The organism is Nocardia sp. CA-120079, assembly GCF_050955745.1.
Classification (GTDB): Bacteria; Actinomycetota; Actinomycetes; order Mycobacteriales; family Mycobacteriaceae; genus Nocardia.
The window spans coordinates 1,511,374-1,529,897 of sequence record NZ_CP192088.1 but is presented as its reverse complement, the minus strand read 5'-3'; the positions used below and the strand labels follow the sequence as shown (position 1 = coordinate 1,529,897).

The window sequence follows — 18,524 nt, the reverse complement described above, 5'->3', positions numbered from 1 at the left end:
ACCCGTCAAGCCCCGGGGACGGCGGACCGCAATATGGCGGTGAGGTGCACTTGCGCGTCGTCGAGCGGACGAGTGGATTTCAGTGCGCGGGATTGAATGATGGCGCCCTCCAACGCACTGATGACGAATCCGGCCAGCGATCGCGCCTCCTCGGCCGATAAACCCTTGTCACGCAATGCGTTCGCGATCTGGTCGGTCCAGTCGGTGAACACGGTGCCCGCGGCGGCCTGCACCCGCGGCTCGGATTCGGCGAGTGCGGCGCCGACGATCGGACATCCCGTGGCGAACACGGACTTTTCGAGCGTGCGCCGCCACCAGCCGACGAGCGCCGCGATCCATTGCTCGGCCGGTCCGGAGCCGGTGATCTTGTCCGTCACCGCGGCGAGGCGCTCTCCCGCCGTCTTGGTCGCAACCTCGACAAGCTCGCTCTTACCGGAGGGAAAGTGCTGGTAGAGCGAGTTGCGGGAGGTTCGGCTGCGTTCGAGCAGAGCGGCGAGTCCGGCCGCGTGCACGCCATGTTCGCGCACCAGATCGATGGCGCTGTCGATCAGCCGGTCGCGCGGACCCAAGGTCATCGCCGTCCTCCTCGCCATGCTTGCGTGAACCGATCGGTTCATGCTGCAATCATGACAGATGTGAACCGATCGGTTCATCGAAAGGACGGGATTCATGAGCCGGCGAAAGACCACCGCTTCTGCGGTCATGACGGAGCCGAGCGCCGGCGAGGCGCAGGTATGAGCGCGCCGACCGATCTGTCGCAGCTATCGGGACTCGAACTACTGCGCACAGCGATGACGACCGACTCGCGACGACCGTTCATCGGCGATCTACTCGGTCTGGAGGTCGAGGAACTCGAGTTCGGGAAGGCGGTCTTCGGGCTGCGGACCCGGCCCGATTTCGCCAACCCGCTCGGCACCACGCACGGCGGCATCTGCGCCACCCTGCTCGATTCGGTAATGGGTTGTGCGGTGCACACCACGCTCGATGCCGGTGTCGGCTACACCACGCTGGAATTGAAGATCAACTACATCCGCGCGGTACCCACCGACGGCCGTCGCCTGATCGCGACCGGCACCACCATCCACGTCGGCCGTACCACCGCGACCGCCGAGGGTCGCGTCGTGGACGACCAGGGCAAGTTGGTCGCACACGGCACCACGACCTGCGTCATCTTCCACTGACGGGAGTACAGCCATGACTCAACGCAGCACAGCCGCAGCGGCGCGCAAGTTCCGTCGGGAACGGCTCATCGGGCGCTATCTGGTCAACCCCGCTGTCGGACTGCTGGATCGAATCGGCATCCGTTCCTCGATGATCGCCGAGTTGGAGACCATCGGCGCCAAATCGGGTCAGCCGCGGCGCGTGCCGGTCACCGTTTCGATCGACGACGAGGGCGCGTGGCTGATCTCCCAGCATGGCCACCGCGCCGGGTGGGCGCGAAATATCGCCGCGAATCCGCAGGTCCGACTGCGTCAGGGCAGGCGCTGGTACACCGGCACCGCGGCCTTCGTCCCCGATGACGATGTGGTCGCCCGCGCCCGCGGCTTCGCCAAGGGCAGCGCTGCCGAATCGGCCACGGCATGGACGATCAAGGCACTGGAATCCGACCCCATCTCGGTGCGCATCACCTTCACCGCCGCCTGAGGATGTATCTCTCACCACCATGTGCCGCGGCGGCCGCGCCTTCGTCCAGAGTCACATGGTGCGAAGGGCTCCCGGAGTGAGGGGCTCGTCGAGAAGGCGGCGGAAGCGGTCGGCGCGGTCGTCGGCGTCGACGGCGCGGTCCAGCCAACTGCCGAGCAGGCGATAGCCCTCGACGTAGGTGCTGATATAGGCGCGCCAAAGCGGTGAGGACAGGAAGCGCAGGGATTGGCGGGCGCGTTCCTGGGTGGTCAGGCTCCAGCGCTGCAGGAATTCGACGACCTCGTCGGCATCGCGGCGCCGATCGTGCAGCAGCAGCGCGGCATCCTGCCTGACCCCGAGCAATTCCGCCGAAGCATTCGAAAGCTGTTCGGCGCGTTCACCTTCGAAACGCAAACCCAGATCGGCGTAGATTTCCTGCGCCCATTTGCCCCAGCCGGATCCGACGATCGAGCGCAGCGCCAGATCCGCCAACCCCTCCGCCATCAGGCACTGCGGGGTATTCACCAGGAACAGCGTCTGCTCGGCCTGCCCGTTCGCGACCAGACCGGCCTCCTTGCGGCAGTGCTCGGTGTGATGTCCCGGATAGGCCTCGTGCGCGATGAGGCCGGGCAGGTGCGCCATATGCTGCTTGAGATCGGAGTTGATCGCCACCCGGGAGTGGTAGTTGCCCAGGTAGTAATTGAAGCCGGACCAGGGCTTATCCCCCACCACCTCATAGGTGACGTGCTCATGGTCGGGCAGTGGATAACGCTCGCGCACCCGTTCCCGCAATGCACTCGAGAACGCCTCGACGCAGACACTCAACCGCTCCGGCGGAATCTCGTCGGCCTTGCGGAAGGCGGTCACCCGTTCAGCGAGCGGGCCGTCACCGGGCAGCACCTCGTCCATCTGCCGGTGCGCGTCGCGGTAGTCCTCGACATCACCGGGTGCGATATCGACATCGAAGTACGCGCGCACCTCGTCGACGAACCCGATGTCGTCGCCGGCGAACTTGCGACCGGAGCATTCCAGCGCGCGCAGATGCACATCGAGGAATTCGCTGCGCTGCCGCGGCAATCCGGCCCCGGGCAGTTCCGCACGCAATGCCGCCGCTCGCCGCGCCAACTCGCGCGGCTCGGGAGCGGGCGCGTTCTCCACCTCGCGACGCAACGCCGGATCGCCGGTATAGGCGTCGACGAAACCTTCCTCCAGTCGGTCGAATGCCAAGCCGAGCCGCAGGTACTCGGTCACGAGGGGATGCGCTTCCATGTCCGCCGACATTAGCCGCTGAAGGCCATGTCATCGACCGGTTACCACCCGGTATCGGCACCCCGCGTTTCACACGATGTTGACGCAGAGCAGAATTCGGCTATGCGAGAGCTGGACCGAATCTCATACAGTCGGCGCGCGACGTATGCGTGTTTGCCTGAACGGAGTGTCGGGTAAGTGGCACGAATGAGCGAGCCGAGTCCCTATGTGGAATTCGACCGGAAACAGTGGCGGACCCTGCGTAAGTCGACTCCCCTGGTGCTCACCGAGGAAGAACTGATCGGACTTCGCGGCCTCGGCGAACAGATCGATCTGGAAGAGGTCGCCGAGGTCTACCTCCCGCTCGCTCGCCTCATCCACCTGCAGGTCGCCGCACGTCAGCGGCTATTCGCCGCGACCGCGACCTTTCTCGGGGAAACCCATCCGGACGAGCAGGTGCCATTCGTGATCGGTGTCGCGGGCAGTGTCGCGGTCGGAAAATCCACCACCGCACGCGTACTACAGGCGCTGCTCGCGCGATGGGATCACCATCCGCGTGTGGATTTGGTCACAACCGACGGATTCCTATATCCCACCGCGGAACTGAACCGGCGCGGCATCATGCACCGCAAGGGTTTTCCGGAAAGTTATGACCGCCGCAAACTACTGCGCTTTGTCACCGAGGTGAAATCCGGTGCGGCCGAAGTATGTGCGCCGGTGTATTCGCATATCTCCTACGACATCGTGCCGGGCAAGTTCCACTGTGTGACTCAACCCGACATTCTCATCGTGGAGGGTCTCAATGTGCTGCAGACCGGTCCGCGGTTGATGGTCTCGGACCTGTTCGACTTCTCGATCTACGTCGACGCACGCATCGAGGACATCGAGAACTGGTATGTGCAACGGTTTCTCACGCTGCGCGAGACCGCCTTCGCGGATCCGAACGCGCATTTCCACCACTACGCGGGCTTCACCGACGACCAGGCGACGGTCGCCGCGAAGGAGATCTGGAACTCCACCAACCGGCCGAATCTGGTGGACAACATTCTGCCCACCCGTCCGCGCGCGACGCTGGTGCTGCGCAAGGACGCCGATCACAGCATCAACCGGCTGCGATTGCGCAAGCTCTAGCCGTCACGGCTTCCAGGCCGCGTCCAGCCGGGCAGCGACATCGATATCGCGCACCGCGGCGATATGCGGTTTGCGGATTTCGGTGGCGAGATAGCGCGCGATGAAGCGCCGGATCTCGTGGTCGACGCTGGCCAGGATGCGCAGCAACTGTCCGCGTTTGGTGGCGGTGGCCACATTGATGCGAACATCGCTCGGGCGCGGTTCGGCGATATCGATGACGACCCGCAGTGGCTCCGCGGTGCGCACGGTCAAGTGCAGGTGGATATTGCCGTCGATGTGGAAGCGGTGCCGGTCGACGGCGAGATCGAGCAGCAGATCGACATCGAGCGGAATGACCAGCTCGAAGGAGATGACCTCGTCGACGTACCGTTGCAGTTTCGGCTCCCCCAGTCGCACCTGCGCGGCGACCTTCGCCAATTTGGCTGGCCCGACGCCGATCGGGCCGACATCGAAGGCGGCGCCGGTCAGCTGGGCGAATGCACCCGAGATGCGCTGCTCGGAGGCCGCGTATTCCAGGAAGCGCCGACCGAATTCCGGATAGCCGATGTAGGACATCTGCTCCCCCTTCGGCCCGGGCACGGCATTCGTCGACTCGTCCACAAACCGGACGGTACGCGAATGTCGTTGCGTCAGATACCGAAGCGGCGATGTCGAGCGGCGTAGTCGCGCAAGGCGCGCAGGAAGTCCACCCGTCGGAATTCCGGCCAGTAGGCCTCGGTGAACCATATTTCCGAGTATGCGCTCTGCCACAGCAAAAACCCGGAAAGGCGCTGCTCACCAGAGGTTCGGATAACCAAGTCGGGATCCGGCTGACCGGAGGTGTAGAGGTGCTGGCCGATGGAGTTCACGGTGATCGACTGGACCAGGTCCTCCCCGGTCTCCCCCGCCGCGATCTCCTGGCGGACCAGCTTGCGGACCGCATCCGCGATCTCCTGCCGACCGCCGTAGCCGACCGCGACATTCACGTGCACACCATCGCGCCCGATGGTGCGTTCGGCGGCGGTGCGCAGCCGCTTCGCGACCAGCTCCGGAAAGCCGTCGAGCGTGCCGACGATACGCACACTCCAGTTCTGTTCCGGAGCGGACAGCTCCTCGACGACATCGGTGATCACCTCGAACAGGGTCTCCAGTTCGTCGGGATCGCGCTGCAGATTCTCGGTGGACAGCAGATAGACGGTCACCATCTCGATGCCCTCGTCCGCGCACCAGCCGACCAGTTCGGCGATTTTCAGCGCGCCGACCCGATGCCCGTGGGTCACGTCGGTGAAACCGTTCTCTCTGGCCCAGCGCCGATTACCATCGCACATCACCGCGACGTGCCGAGGATGTTGTTTGCCGGCCAGCTGCTTGGACAGCCGCGCCTCGTAGATGCGGTATGGCAAGCCACGCACCTGACTCGGAAGCTCCACGGCGACCAACCCTACGCCTCAGCGGCGCGATCCCGGCATCGACTGTGGTTCCGGGTACAGTGACGATACGACACAACTTACGGTACCGTAGGTTACTGGCTAGTATCACTAGGAGGTAACTCGTGTCCGAAATGGTCGGCGCGACCGATGCGACACCGGTCGCGATCCCGGGCACGTCAACACTGCTCAAGCCGCGGATGCGGGGCTGGATCCACACCTGGGCGGTCGGCATCGCGGCAATCGCGGTGCTCGTTCTCGTCTCGAAGGCCGCGAGCGTCTCGGCGACGGCAGGCTGGTCCACTCTGGTCTACGGGCTGACGGTGTGCGGGTTGTTCGGCATCAGCGCCGTCTACCACCGGGTGACCTGGGCCACCGCGAAGGCTCGCATCCGGATGAAGCGGGCCGATCATTCGATGATCTTCCTGTTCATCGCGGGCAGCTATACGCCGTTCGCATTACTGGGCCTGCCGGGACGAACGGGCCGGACACTGCTGCTGGTCGTTTGGCTCGGCGCGCTGGCCGGTGTGGCCCTGAAACTGTTGTGGCCGACCGCTCCCCGCTGGGTCGGAGTGCCGCTGTATCTGCTGCTGGGGTGGGCAATTGTGCCGGTGGCCGGGCAGCTCGATACGAATATCGGCATCGCACCGCTGATTCTGCTGCTCGTCGGCGGCCTGGTCTACAGCGGTGGCGCGATCCTCTACGCGACCAAATGGCCGAACCCGTGGCCCGCCATCTTCGGCCACCACGAGTTCTTCCACGCCGCGACGGTGCTCGCCGCCCTGTGCCACTACGCCGCGATCTGGTCGGTCGTGCTGCGCTGAGTGCATCCGGGCAGCCGGAACATCATGGGTATGCCGAATTGCCCTTTGCGGCAATAGAGTTGGGGACGGATGCGGATCCGGAAAATGGCGGGGCGATATGACACAGCAGACGATCGAGACCGGTAGACAGCAGGCGGGGCGCGAGGGGGGCATCGGCTACCGCTGGGGCGTGGCGATGGCACAGCACCGGCGGATCGTCGTCGCGGTGTGGCTGGTGCTGATCGCCGCGTGCGCGGTCGCCTACCCACAGCTCAACGGCCGCCTGGAGGCCATGGAGTTCCACGCCGACAAGGCGGAATCGACGCGGATCACCGAACTGCTCGCCGCGCACTATCCCGATCTGGGAGCCGAACAGCTTGCGCTGGTCTTCGATTCGGAGCAGCGGACCATCGATGATCCCGCCTATCGGGCGATCGTGGAGCGGGCGGTCGCGGATCTGCGCGGTGTGCCCGGCGTGCGGGTCGCGGTCGGTCCGTTCCAAGGGGATCAGAAGTCGCAGATCTCGGCGAGCAGGCATGCGGCGCTCGCCGTCGTCGGGATCGACGGCACGATTCCGCAGCGCGCGGAGTTGGCCGGTGAGCTGCAGGAACGTGCGGGACAGTGCTCCGGGGACGGGGTGATCGTCGGGCTCACCGGCTTCTCACCGGCGCTGCGCGACCTGATGGAAATCGAGGTGGCCGATTCCGGGCAGGCCGAAGCGCTGGGCCTGCCGGTGGCGTTCGCGCTGCTCATCTTGGCGCTCGGCACGGTGGTAGCCGCATTGGTACCGGTAATGGTGGCGTTGAGCGGACTGTTGCTCGCGTTCGGCGGACTGTTTCTGCTGTCGCATGTGATGGCGACCAGTTCGCTGTTGCTGGCCGTCGCGACCATGATCGGCACCGGCATCGGGCTGGACTACGCGATGTTCGTGGTCAGCCGGTTCCGCGAAGAGCTCGCGAAGCCGGGCGGCAGTTCCGCGGCCGGTGTGGCGCATGCCTGCGGGATCGCGATCGCCACGGCGGGTAAGACGATCGTCGCCTCGGGCTTCATCGTGATGATCTCGCTGTGCTCGCTGGTGGTGGTGCGCGCGCCGGTATTCCGCGGTATCGCGGTCGGCGTGGTGATCGCGGTCGTGGCCACGCTGATGGTGGCGCTGACGCTGCTGCCGGCGGTGCTGGCAATGCTCGGGTCGCGGGTGAATCGCGGTGCGCTGCCCGCGCGATGGCAGCCGTTGGAGACCCGGCCGGGATCGGCTGCCGATCCGGCGACCGGGCGCTGGGCGCGATGGAGTCGGATCGTGATGGCACGTCCGGTGGTATTCGGTATCGCGGCCACGCTGGTGTTGCTGGTGGCGGCCGCGCCGCTGACCGGAATTCGCTACGGCATGGATATGGGCACGGCGGCGATGGGCCATACCGCATCCGGCAAGGCGGGCAGGGTCGCCTCGGAGAATTTCGCGCCCGGACTGCTCGCGCCGATCACGATCGTGGTGACCGGTGCCGGTGATACGCCGCTCAACGCCGCGGCGACCGGCGAGGCACAGAACTTCCTGACCGCACTCCGCTCGGATGAGCGCATCGAACAGGTGCTGCCGATCCAGCGGGACGGACGGATCTTCGCGATGGTGGTCGCGAAACCCGCATTCGATTCCGCCGAGGCCGATCAACTCGTCCGGGAGATCCGCGACCGGGCCACCGCACTGCCCGGTGACGTGCTGGTCGGCGGTGCGACGGCGGAGTTCGCGGATATGTCCGACGAGATCACGGGGAAACTGCCACTGGTCCTCGCGCTGGTTCTATGCTGCTCGTTCGTGTTCCTCATTGCTGCCTTCCGCAGCATCGCGCTACCGATCAAGGCGATAGTGATGAATCTGCTGGCCACCGGCGCAGCCCTGGGCATCACCGTGGCGGTGTTCCAGTGGGGCGTCGGCGAGTCGGTGCTCGGGTTCCACAGCACCGGGTTCATCCAGGTATTCCTGCCGACCATGGTCTTCGCGATTCTGTTCGGGCTGTCGATGGACTACGAGGTGTTCCTGATCCGCCGGATCAAGGAGTTCTGGGAGAACTCCGCGCGCACCGCGGCCGATAACGAATACGCGGTGGCGGCCGGGCTCCAGCACACGGCCCGCCCGATCAGTGCGGCGGCGGCCATCATGGTGGTGATCTTCGGTAGCTTCCTGACCGCGAGCGTGCTGGAGCTGAAAGAGGTCGGGCTGGCGCTGGCGGTGGCCGTAGCGATCGATGCGGCACTCGTGCGGTTGGTCTTGGTGCCCGCGCTGATGAAACTGTTCGGAACCTGGAACTGGTGGCTGCCCGGCTCGGGGACACCCGTGCGCGTCGGGGTTTCGGTGCGCACGCACGCGCCGGCGCAGGCGGGCTCCGCTCCGGATGTCAGGGCACCGTGATCACCAAGCTGGTTGTTCGGGCGCTGAAGGCGCGGTGGGGACTGGCGGCGGTGGTGGTCGCCGCGAATCTCGGTGGCCTCGGGGTGATCGTGACCGAGCTGTGGCTCAGCGGGTTTTTCGGCCGGATCGGGGATGACTGGCGGCGCATCATCGGGCTGGCGTCGATCTATCCCATGTTGGGTTTCCTGGCCGGGGTCGGGCTGGCCGTACGCGATCGGACCGTGTATTTCGGGTGGCTCGATGACGGGCGCAAACCGACCGTCGACGAGGCGCGACGATTGCTGCGCCTACCGATCGCGATCACCACCCGAGCGCTGGCGATATGGCTGCCCGGCGTGATCGTCGCGGCCTCGTTGCTCTCGCATCTGGCTGCACACAACCGTGCGGCGGTGACCGTGGCCCTGTTCACCCTCGGCGCACTGCAATCGGCCGGATTCACCTTCCTGATCGTCGACCGGCTGATCCGCCCGACCATTCCGGTGGTGTCCGGGGTGCTCGGCCCGACCGCACACTGGAGTTCCTCTGTGCTGATGCGGGTCGTGATGACCTGGGCGGTGGCGGGTGCGATGCCGCTGCTCATGCTGATCACGGTGCTCGCCGACCCGGCCTCCGGCGCACCGGACCGTGTCCGCGCCGCCATCTACCTCTCCATTGTCGGCATCGGATCCGGCGCGCTTGCGACCGCGATCCTGGCCCGTTCGGTCGCAACGCCGATGCGCACGCTGCGCCGGGCGCTCGATCGGATCACCAAGGGCGAGTTCGATGTTCGGGTTCCTGTCGGTAGCACCAGCGAGATCGGGCGGCTGGAGAATTCGGTCAACGAACTCGCCGCCAATCTGTGTGAACGCGAGCGGATGCGGGTTGTATTCGGCCGTCACGTCGGCACGGAAGTCGCCGAGCGGGCGTTGGCGGGCGGGGTCGATCTGACCGGCGATGTGCGCGAGGTGTCGGCGCTGTTCGTCGATGTCACCGGATCCGTCGAACTGTCCAGCGGTCTGACGCCGCATGATTTCGTGGCCAAACTCAATCGACTGCTCGCGATCGTGGTTGCGGCGACCGAGGAGAACAACGGCCTGGTCAACAAGTTCGAGGGGGATGCGGCGCTGTGCATCTTCGGTGCGCCGATCGCATTGCGCGACAATGCGACACCCGCGCTGCGGGCCGCGCGGCGCATTCGCGACGAGGTCACGGCCACCGGCGAACTCGATATCGGCATCGGCGTCGCACGTGGGCGGGTGTTCGCGGGTGATATCGGCTCCGATACGCGATTGGAGTACACGGTGATCGGCGATGCGGTCAATGAGGCGGCCCGGCTGACCACCGAGGCGAAGGAGGTGCCGCGCCGAATCCTGGTGAGCGGTGCGATCATCGAGGCGGCGGCCGAGCACGAGCGCGCCAAATGGGTTCTCTACGACAACATTCTGCTGCGTGGAATGCCCGAGCCCACCGCCTGCTGGACCGACCTGGAAGCCGCCCCGACTTCCACAGGGATGGAACCCGATACCGATGCGGCCGCCGTCAGCGCGATCGCCGAAGTACGAACGGCGACAACCGAATCTTCCTCGCAGAATCTCTGATCGCCGGATCGCAGCGCCTTCGGCTGGTTCAGACCAACCCCCGGCCCGCGAGCCGCTCGGCCGCTACGGCATCCGCGCAGGTCAGCAGGACCGCGGTGACCTCCCCGGACCGACCACCGATGAACAAAGCCTGACTACGCAAGGTCACCCACCGACTCTGCCGCAACCAGCCCCTCCGGCGTGGGCGCATTACGACACTCGACACCAATTGGCGGGCTACGGGCGGCTCAGGGAGGCGCGTAGTTCGGGTGGGGTCGTTACGGGGAGGTCGCAGACGGAGCCGCGGCAGACGTAGGCGGAGGGGGCGCCGTTGACTGGGGTGCGGTCGGTCAGGAGGGGCACCGAGTTGGTGGGGGCGGCGATGATGACGGTGCCGCCGGGGGCTTCGGCGCGGGCAGTGGCGATCAAATCCGTTGCCGCGGTCGCGGTGTCGGGTAGGGCGATGGCTACTTGGAGGGGGCCGCGGAGGGCAGGTTCGGCGACGGTGAGCCATTGGCCGGCCGAGCGTGGGACGCGGGCGAGGACTACGGCGCCGCGTCGGAGGGTCTGATCGGCCAGTTCGCGGTAGCGCAGGGCCGGCTCCGGGGCGCTGGTGGCGGCGGCGGTGAGGAGGGCTTCGGCCAAGGCGGATGCGCCTGCGGGGGTTGCACCGTCGATGGGATCGCGGGGGCGGGCGACGAGGGTTTCGGCGTCGTCGGCGGTGTCGAACCAGCTGCCGGGCGCAGTATCGTCAGCGAAGTGTTGAATTGCCTTGTCCAGCAGTCGTTGTGCGTGTTCGAGCCAGTCGAGCCCGCCGGTGGCCTGGTGCAGGGCCAGCAGGCCGGTGACCAGCCACGCGTAGTCCTCCAAGACGCCGGGAGACGTGCCGACCACACCACCGAGCGAGGCGCGGCGCACCCGGCCGTCGACCACGTGCTCGGCAAGCAGGAAGCGGGCGCAGCGAGCGGCGGCTTCCACCCAATCATCTTGCCGCAGTGCGGAACCCGCCTCGGCGAGTGCGGTAATCGCCATTCCGTTCCAGGCGGTCACCACTTTGTCATCGCGGTCCGGCTGTGGACGGCGGGCACGGGCCTCGCGCAGTGTGGCGCGGGCACGTTCGAAGCGTTCGCGGGCAGTCCCGTTGTCGGACAGCGCATCCGGATCGGTATACAGGGTGAGCACCGAGGTGCCCTGTTCGAAATTCCCGGCGGTTGTCACCCCGAAAACCTCTGCGGCCCAAGCACCTTCGATAGGACCGAGTTCGCCGATCAGCTCGGCGGGTGTCCAAACATAGGTCGCGCCTTCGACACCCGGACCGCCCGGATCCAGGTGGGTGTCGGCATCCAGCGCCGACGCGAACCCACCGTGGTCTGTACCGAGGTCGTCGAGAATGAACTGCACCGTCTCGCGAGTAACCCGATGCGCCAATGACTCTCGCTCAGGGCTTCGGCGGGCGAGATGCGCATAGGCGCGCAGCAATTGCGCATTGTCGTAGAGCATCTTCTCGAAATGCGGCACCAGCCAGGCCGCATCGACAGAGTAGCGCGCGAACCCGCCGCGCAACTGGTCGTAGATACCGCCGCGCGCCATGGCCTCGGCCGTCCGATTCACCACACCCAAGATCGCGGCATCACCGGTGCGCTCCCAACTGCGCAGCAGGCCCGCCAACAACGCCGACGGCGGAAACTTCGGCGCGCCACCGAATCCGCCGTGCTTGTGGTCTTCATCGCGCAGCACCGCCGCGACCGCATGATCGAGCAGTTCGGCCGAAATCGTCACATCCGCATCGGGCAGCCCGGCGGCCTGTGCCCGCAGCGCGTCGGCCACCTGCGCGGAAGCCTTGTCCACCTCGTCGCGCCGGGTATTCCAGGTATCGGTAACGGCCGTGAGCAGCTGGGTGAACGACGGCATCCCACCGCGCGGCACCTTCGGGTAGTAGGTACCGCAGTAGAACGGCTCGCCATCCGGCGTGAGGAAGCACGTCATCGGCCAGCCACCCTGACCGGTCATCGCCACCGTGGCATTCATATAGACCGCGTCCAGATCCGGACGCTCCTCACGATCCACCTTGATGCACACGAAGTTGTCGTTCATTTGCGCCGCCGTCCGCTCGTCCTCGAACGACTCGTGCGCCATCACATGACACCAGTGGCAACTCGCGTACCCGACGGACAGCAGGATCGGCACATCCCGCGCCCGCGCCGCCGCCAAGGCCGCGGGATCCCACTCCCGCCAATGCACCGGATTATCCGCATGCTGTCGCAGATACGGTGAGGTCGCGCTACCCAGCAGGTTCACCATCTCAGCCTCTCACGTCCGCTCGAACCGGCCACTCGAGGAGGTACCCGATTCGGACCGTCCATCACACTCGCGGTGGCTGCCTGCGGGATTCCCTAGCGCAGCGCCGGTTCCGCAACCCTTTGCGCGGAGGCCACGTCATCGTCGAGCGTGGAGTCCGCATTCGAATGCATCGGGTCGAGGGTGGGTTTATCATGCCGACACCGAGCCCGACAACGGCGATGTAGACCCCGACCAGCCACAGGTTGGTCGCGTGGTCGATCGTGGACAGCAACCCGAACCCGACCACCAGCAGCGCACCGCCGCTGACGACGAAGCTCTTCCAGTTACCGAACCGGGTGATCAGCTGGCCGGACCCGACCGACGCGGTCAACATGCCCGCTACCAGCGGGATGGTCAGCACACCCGCGACGGTCGGTGAGTAGCCACGCGCGGTCTGGAAGTACTGACCGAGGAAGGTGGTCGCACCGAACATACCGACACCGACCGCGATCGAGGCGATGATCGCCACGACCAGGGCGGTCAACCCACCCATGCCGATGCCCTGGATGACACGCGCGACCAAGGGCACCGCCACGTTGTGGGCGAGCCCGGCAACGATCGAGCCGGCCACGAAGATGACAATCGCCGATCGGACCAGCAGCTTCTTATTGAACAAATCGGCGAACTTGCCCCAGATCGGGGTGGATGCGGCATTCGCCAGCAACGCCGTGGTGATGACCCAGGCATAGGCGGTTTGCGATGCTGATGTATCCGGCGGCGACGAATTCCGCGACGTGCCTGCTCAATACCGACGCGCTGAGGCACAGGTCGACGGCCAGGTCCACCTGTCGGCGCGCTACGCAACTATTAACCGGCATCGGCAGGCGGAAGACAGAACAAGATCTCGGCGGGCAGCCGGTTACGTATGCGACATGCTCGCGGCGACCTCGCGTCGCGATCGCAGCCCGAGCTTGGCGAGGATGTTCGATACGTGGGACTGAACCGTGCGGCGCGACAAGAACATTTGCGCCGCGATATCGGAGTTGGTGCAGCCTTCGGCAACGAGCGCGGCGACCTTGCGTTCGGTATCGGTCAGCGCCGCCCAGCCGGATTTGGGCCGGTTGCGTCGACCGCGGACACCTCGCCGAATGTCGTACGGTCGCAGGCGCGCGACCGTGCGGGCGGTGTCCCACGATGCGCCGAGGCGGCTATAGATCCCGATCGCGGTGTCCAGCGAACGGCGGGCATCGACATCGCGTCCCGCGGCGGCGAGCAGCACGGCGGCGTTCTCGTGCGCCTGCGCTTGGTAGAGCAACCGTCCGGACCGCCGGAAGGCCCGGGCCGCCGCCAACAGGCTATTGGCATCGCGCTCGGCCAGACCTCGACACAGTAGGGCTGTTCCGATCCTGGAGGCGGTGGGCTGTCGCGCCGCGAGTTCGTCGGCGCCGACCACTACCGACCGCGCCGCATCCGTATCGGCGAGGTCCGCGGCCAGCCGGGCGATATCCGGGAAGATGTAGTACAGCGTCGCCGCGGCCGAATGGCCGGCGAGTCGCTCATGGGTGTCGACGAGCAGCTTCAAGGCGAGGTCCGGATGGCCGTGCGCCTCGTGCGTCAACGCCTTGGCCCACAGGTGCAGGTGCGCGTAGCCGGTGGTGCCCGTGATGTCGTCCGCGATGGGAATGCTGTCCACGTCCGGCTGGAACGTGCCGCGGTGAATACCGATGAGCGCCGCGAGGCTACCCGCGACCGTCGAGTACCCGAGCACGTCCGGTGCCGCGCCGACGCTGCATTCGGCCACCGCGTCATCCCAGCGACCGCTCAACAGGTACAGCCGTGCCTTGGTGACCAGGTTCGCGGACAGGGACACGCCAGGGACACGGCGGTTGTGCGCTATGGCCTGATTCAGCACGTCTTCGGCATCGGTCAGGCGATCGAGCTCGATCAGACAAAGTGCCCGCAGCGCGTATGGATCGAACTGGTCCGGACCGGTACCGACGGTCGCAGCGACGGGTATCCGGGTGCTCAACTCCAGTGCCTCGATGAGATCGCCTCGGGTGTACCGGACCGCGCCCACGGCGCTGAGACCGTACCCGATAGTGCGCGGATCCCCGCTGGATTCCCCCATCGCGATCGCGATTCGACCCGCCTGCTCGGCCGCATCGAACCGCTCGAGGAATACATTGTCCACCGCGCACATACCGTGGAAGCGGCCCGCCGCCTCGACACCGAGATCCATTGTGCTCAGCGCCGTTTCGGCAATATCGACGGCATCGGCGATTCGGCCCTGCGCGCGGCAGGCCTGGGCGAGCAGCCAGCGCATTTCGATATCTTCGCCGTACGCCGACCGCGCCGAGAGCGCAACGCGTACTTCGGCCTCCGCCTCGGCAGTTCGACCGCTCCTCAGCAGTGCCTCGATATACCGGCGGATAAGCGGTGGTTGATCGGACTCCGTCCTCGCACGCCGCAACAGCCGCACCGCCAGCTCGGGCGCGCTGAAAGCCAATTTGTCGGCTACCGCTACCAGCCAGTCGATGCTGGTGTCATCGAGTTCGTAGTCGGCGACCGCCAGATAATGTGCGATCCGCTCGATCGGCGCGTTGGTCGTCCGCAGTACCCGGTCGGCCGTGCGCAGCAGACCAGCGCGCACCGTGGCGGGCAGCTGATCCGACAGCACCCGCCGGATCAAGTCATGCCGGAACACCACTTCGGAGTCGACGAGTGCGAGCACTCCGGTCGCCATCACATCACTGACGACGCTCCATACATCCAGGAGAGGGCGGTCCAGAACCGCTGCCAGTTCCGTGACGTCGACGACCGGGCCGAGCGCGGCGGCAGTCGCCAGCACGTGCCGGGTTCGGCGCGGCAGAAAGTCCAACCTTCGTGAAATCGTCTGCGCGAGTGCGGCGGACGGGCGCTGCCCGGCGACTGCCTCGGGGATGTCGGCGGCGTCGGCGATCACCGTGATCGCCTGCTCACGCAGCGAGGCGGCCACCAATTCGGTGATGTAGCGCGGATTTCCGCTCGCACCCGCCACCTCCCGCAACAACCCCGGGCCGGGTGCGGCACCGACGATATGCGACACCAATTCCGCCGCTGCCCCGGCGGATAGCCCGCCGAGTCGTATCAGCGGGGCGCGGCATCTGAGGAGTTCGGCCGATAGTGCGGTGAACGGCGAGTCCTGAGGCTGTGGGCGGGCAGCGAGCAGCAGCAGTAGCGGTAGCTCATCGATGCGGGTGCACAACCGCTGCAACACCGACACGCTCGACGCGTCGGCCCAGTGGACATCGTCCATGATCAGCGCGAGCGGGCCGGTAGCGCACCAGGTCTCGACCTGATCGAGGATCGCCTCGGCGACGACGATCTCATGCCTTGCCTCGGCCTCGCGCGCCCGAAAGTCGCGGTCGAGCAAGGCAGGGACCGGATCGGCGCCTGGTGTGCCGGGGTCGAGCCAGGATCGCAGCGCCGCGAACGGGACGGTCTTCCGTAGTTCGGAGGCGGCCCCGAGTCGAGTACGCAGGCCCGCCGCCGCACACTGCACCCCGGCCGCGTCCAACAGAGACGTTTTGCCGATACCTGGATCGCCCTGCACCAGCACGACGGCCCCCCGCCCGGCGGCGACCCGTCCAGCGAGCGCCGCCAGCATCTCGATCTCGCCGTCACGACCGATGACCACCGAGGTGCCGGACTCCGGGGATGGCCGCGTCAACGAACCGGGCATACCGGAGCCCGATCACCGATTCCGACTGAATCCGGCACCACCTCGACATGCCCGGAGGGGGAGACGGCAATGGATGGCAAATCCCATTGCCGTGCCGATTTCTCGGTGCGGCAGGCGACATTCCATCCGAACGGCATCTGGTGGACACGTTCCCCGTATTGCCGCAGTTGCGCGGCAAGATCCGAGAGCACATCAAGTGTGTCGGCCACGTGGGTGAGGACGTCGAGTGGATCGGCCTCCGGCGTGAACCGATTATCCGAGGTTGTGCAGTGCGGGACTCCGGCGATAACGATATGGGCCGCCTCGCTGACGAGGCACAGGTACCGGATCGCGCGGACGGCCTCGGCGGTCAAGGGACAATCGCCAGGTTCGACAACGACTCGCACTACCAGGCAATCGACGAACCGCTGGGTCGATCCCACCGTCGCCGGGTCGACGGCTACGGCACAGGGGCCGGCCGCCACCAGGGCGTATTCGAAACTACGCCAACGACTTCCGACGCCCCTCATCCAACGGACCTCCCCCGCGGACGCTGCTGAAGGTCGGTCATGGCTGCGCAGGCACCTTCTGGTCGGCGACGCCGCACAGGGTGTAACAGAATACGAACGGCACCGCACCGTCGTTGAACCATGCGTGTGGCGTGCCGTGCTGGATCACGCAATCGCCGGCTCGCAGCGATACATCGACGCCGTCGCCCAGGCGCAGGCGGCCCTCGCCGCTGAGCACGACGATGAAATCGACGCTCACGGTGCTGTGCATGCCGGGCGCGGCGGGGTCGAAGGCCGCCATCATCCCCGGCAGTTTCGCCTCCGCTTCCGCGACGACGGCCGCCATCGCCTCCTCGGACAGGTCGGCATCGGGCTCATAGGTCAGGCCCGGGGGCACCGAGATGAATCCGAAACGCAGCCCGCCCGCACCGGGAAAATAGCTCGTGCCGGTCTGCGCGGGCGTCTTGTCGACCGGCAGCTCGGGAAGTTCGTCGAGTTCCCACATCCGATGGATCTCGGCGCCTGGGAGCAGCGCCAATGTCAGCGGGTCGACAGCGTCGTCCGCCAGCACCCTCCCCTGTCCGGTTCCGTTGTCGCCGATCACGACTCTGCGCATGTGAACTCCTGAATATCGTTCGCAACCAGCCGAATCGGGTCGGCACCGATGGCCGCACCGGCCGATCCGGCCCTCAGCTATCCGGACCGTATCCGCCGCCCGCGCAGACCCGCTTGTCCGCAAGCGCACGAGCATTGTCCGAATGCGCAGACCTCGGAAACCCGGCAATGCTCGCTCGACCGGTGAGTCGCACGGTTCTGCACTAGGCTGCTTCCAGAGTTGGGGCCGACGCCCGGGCCACCGATGATCGTCGAATCGGAGGCGATGTTCATGAACCAACCGGCAATCGCCGACTCCACCACGACAAGTGTGGTGGATCCACATGAGCGAGCCGAGTATTGGGCCGATCTGATCAGCACATACCACTGTCGGCTCGGCTACAGATTCCCGAGCAGCACCGACTTCCAAGGGCACACGCAGCTGCGTCGAACCGACGCCTACCAGCTCGTCGGGTGGAAATCGGATGCCGTCACCTACCTTCGCAACCCGAGCCATATCCGCGCCGACCCCGATGACGACTACCGGCTGATCGTTCCGGTCACCGGACGCTTGTCCTTTCGCACCGACGACGGGTACGGGATCCTTGCCCCGGGAACAATGGCCCTGGTTTCCGTCGACCGCCCCTACGCGATGTCCATGTCCGACGGCACGCGCGGGATGATCATCACCATTGCGCGCAAGGAGATCAAGCATCGCCTCAACCGCGTCGTTCCACCCGCTCACCCGCTGGATCTCACGACCGGGCTCGGGCGGGTGACCGACGGGATACTCGGCGGCCTGCACAGCGAATCCGCCGCACTCACCGACCGCCAATTCGACAGCGTCTCCGAACGTCTGGTGGATCTGCTCTGCATGCAGATCCTCGGCGAACCGGCGAGTTCGCCCACCCAGCTCGCCCATGTCGAAGCGACCGCTCGCCGGTATATCCACGACCATGCCGGAGATCCGGACCTCAACGGCACGCGCGTCGCAGTTGCGCTCGGCTGGTCACTTCGGCAAATTCAACTGGCGTTCAGCAATGCCGGAACCACGCCCAGCGATGTCATCCGGGAAGAACGCCTGCGACTGGCGCGCGACCGCCTGCGCAACCCCGCCTACCAGCATCGAAGTATTACCGATATCGCATCGGACCTCGGCTTCGGTTCGATGAGCAGCTTCAACAAAGCCTTCCGCCGACGCTTCGACGCCACACCCGGCCAGCTCCGCGAGGACTGGCGGGCCGCGCCCCAGCGCTGATTTCAGGAGCGA

At 66.3% G+C, this 18,524-nt stretch carries 15 protein-coding genes and 1 pseudogene; 7 read left to right on the top strand and 9 right to left on the bottom strand.

What is annotated here, in order from left to right:
- Positions 1-5: 5 nt before the first annotated feature.
- Positions 6-575 (bottom strand): TetR/AcrR family transcriptional regulator, encoded by a 570-nt coding sequence (locus tag ACQPYR_RS06995; protein ID WP_433628987.1) that lies wholly within the window; start codon positions 573-575, stop codon positions 6-8.
- A 159-nt stretch (positions 576-734) separates the two neighbouring features.
- Between ACQPYR_RS06995 and ACQPYR_RS06990 the strand changes: the two genes are divergently transcribed.
- Together ACQPYR_RS06990 and ACQPYR_RS06985 are read left to right on the top strand one after the other, a co-directional pair.
- The gene (locus ACQPYR_RS06990) at positions 735-1,181 is read left to right on the top strand and encodes a PaaI family thioesterase (RefSeq protein WP_433628984.1); all 447 of its coding nucleotides are present in this window, start codon (positions 735-737) and stop codon (positions 1,179-1,181) included.
- Between the two features lie 13 nt (positions 1,182-1,194).
- Positions 1,195-1,644: a nitroreductase family deazaflavin-dependent oxidoreductase gene (locus ACQPYR_RS06985; protein ID WP_433628981.1), complete on the top strand. Its 450-nt coding sequence runs from the start codon at positions 1,195-1,197 to the stop codon at positions 1,642-1,644.
- A gap of 51 nt (positions 1,645-1,695) precedes the next feature.
- On the opposite strand, the gene ACQPYR_RS06980 is transcribed toward ACQPYR_RS06985, so the two are convergent.
- Positions 1,696-2,892, bottom strand: coding sequence for a DUF885 domain-containing protein (locus ACQPYR_RS06980; protein WP_433628979.1), 1,197 nt, complete (start codon positions 2,890-2,892; stop codon positions 1,696-1,698).
- Between the two features lie 177 nt (positions 2,893-3,069).
- Here ACQPYR_RS06980 and coaA point away from each other — a divergent pair, with 177 nt between their 5' ends.
- The gene (coaA, locus tag ACQPYR_RS06975) at positions 3,070-4,002 is read left to right on the top strand and encodes a type I pantothenate kinase (RefSeq protein ID WP_433628976.1); all 933 of its coding nucleotides are present in this window, start codon (positions 3,070-3,072) and stop codon (positions 4,000-4,002) included.
- 3 nt (positions 4,003-4,005) lie between these two features.
- On the opposite strand, the gene ACQPYR_RS06970 is transcribed toward coaA, so the two are convergent.
- Together ACQPYR_RS06970 and ACQPYR_RS06965 are read right to left on the bottom strand one after the other, a co-directional pair.
- Positions 4,006-4,602 carry a hypothetical protein gene (locus ACQPYR_RS06970; RefSeq protein ID WP_433628973.1) on the bottom strand — a complete coding sequence of 199 codons (597 nt, stop codon included), beginning with the start codon at positions 4,600-4,602 and terminating at the stop codon, positions 4,006-4,008.
- A gap of 29 nt (positions 4,603-4,631) precedes the next feature.
- Entirely contained in the window at positions 4,632-5,420 is a 789-nt protein-coding gene (locus ACQPYR_RS06965; protein ID WP_063824599.1) for an isoprenyl transferase, read from the bottom strand.
- A gap of 122 nt (positions 5,421-5,542) precedes the next feature.
- On the opposite strand from ACQPYR_RS06965, the gene trhA reads away from it, so the two are divergent.
- From trhA to ACQPYR_RS06950, 3 genes are all read left to right on the top strand, one after another.
- The gene (gene trhA / locus ACQPYR_RS06960) at positions 5,543-6,232 is read left to right on the top strand and encodes a PAQR family membrane homeostasis protein TrhA (RefSeq protein WP_433635040.1); all 690 of its coding nucleotides are present in this window, start codon (positions 5,543-5,545) and stop codon (positions 6,230-6,232) included.
- A gap of 97 nt (positions 6,233-6,329) precedes the next feature.
- Positions 6,330-8,615 (top strand): MMPL family transporter, encoded by a 2,286-nt coding sequence (locus ACQPYR_RS06955; protein WP_433628970.1) that lies wholly within the window; start codon positions 6,330-6,332, stop codon positions 8,613-8,615.
- Positions 8,612-10,192 (top strand): adenylate/guanylate cyclase domain-containing protein, encoded by a 1,581-nt coding sequence (locus ACQPYR_RS06950; RefSeq protein ID WP_433628967.1) that lies wholly within the window; start codon positions 8,612-8,614, stop codon positions 10,190-10,192. Before ACQPYR_RS06955 ends, ACQPYR_RS06950 begins: the two co-directional genes overlap by 4 nt.
- Before the next feature lie 216 nt (positions 10,193-10,408).
- Here the strand turns inward: ACQPYR_RS06950 and ACQPYR_RS06945 are convergent, their stop codons facing one another.
- From ACQPYR_RS06945 to ACQPYR_RS06925, 5 genes and pseudogenes are all read right to left on the bottom strand, one after another.
- The gene (locus tag ACQPYR_RS06945) at positions 10,409-12,472 is read right to left on the bottom strand and encodes a thioredoxin domain-containing protein (protein ID WP_433628964.1); all 2,064 of its coding nucleotides are present in this window, start codon (positions 12,470-12,472) and stop codon (positions 10,409-10,411) included.
- Between the two features lie 61 nt (positions 12,473-12,533).
- Positions 12,534-13,223, bottom strand: a pseudogene (locus tag ACQPYR_RS06940) (MFS transporter); the annotation flags it as partial.
- Positions 13,224-13,370: 147 nt separating this feature from the next.
- A complete protein-coding gene (locus tag ACQPYR_RS06935) occupies positions 13,371-16,160 on the bottom strand; it encodes a helix-turn-helix transcriptional regulator (protein WP_433628961.1) in 2,790 nt (929 codons plus the stop codon).
- Positions 16,157-16,681 (bottom strand): hypothetical protein, encoded by a 525-nt coding sequence (locus ACQPYR_RS06930; protein WP_433628958.1) that lies wholly within the window; start codon positions 16,679-16,681, stop codon positions 16,157-16,159. Before ACQPYR_RS06930 ends, ACQPYR_RS06935 begins: the two co-directional genes overlap by 4 nt.
- Positions 16,682-16,718: 37 nt before the next feature.
- A complete protein-coding gene (locus ACQPYR_RS06925; RefSeq protein ID WP_433628955.1) occupies positions 16,719-17,276 on the bottom strand; it encodes a cupin domain-containing protein in 558 nt (185 codons plus the stop codon).
- A gap of 270 nt (positions 17,277-17,546) precedes the next feature.
- Here ACQPYR_RS06925 and ACQPYR_RS06920 point away from each other — a divergent pair, with 270 nt between their 5' ends.
- Positions 17,547-18,512: a helix-turn-helix domain-containing protein gene (locus ACQPYR_RS06920; protein ID WP_433628952.1), complete on the top strand. Its 966-nt coding sequence runs from the start codon at positions 17,547-17,549 to the stop codon at positions 18,510-18,512.
- Positions 18,513-18,524 lie beyond the last annotated feature (12 nt).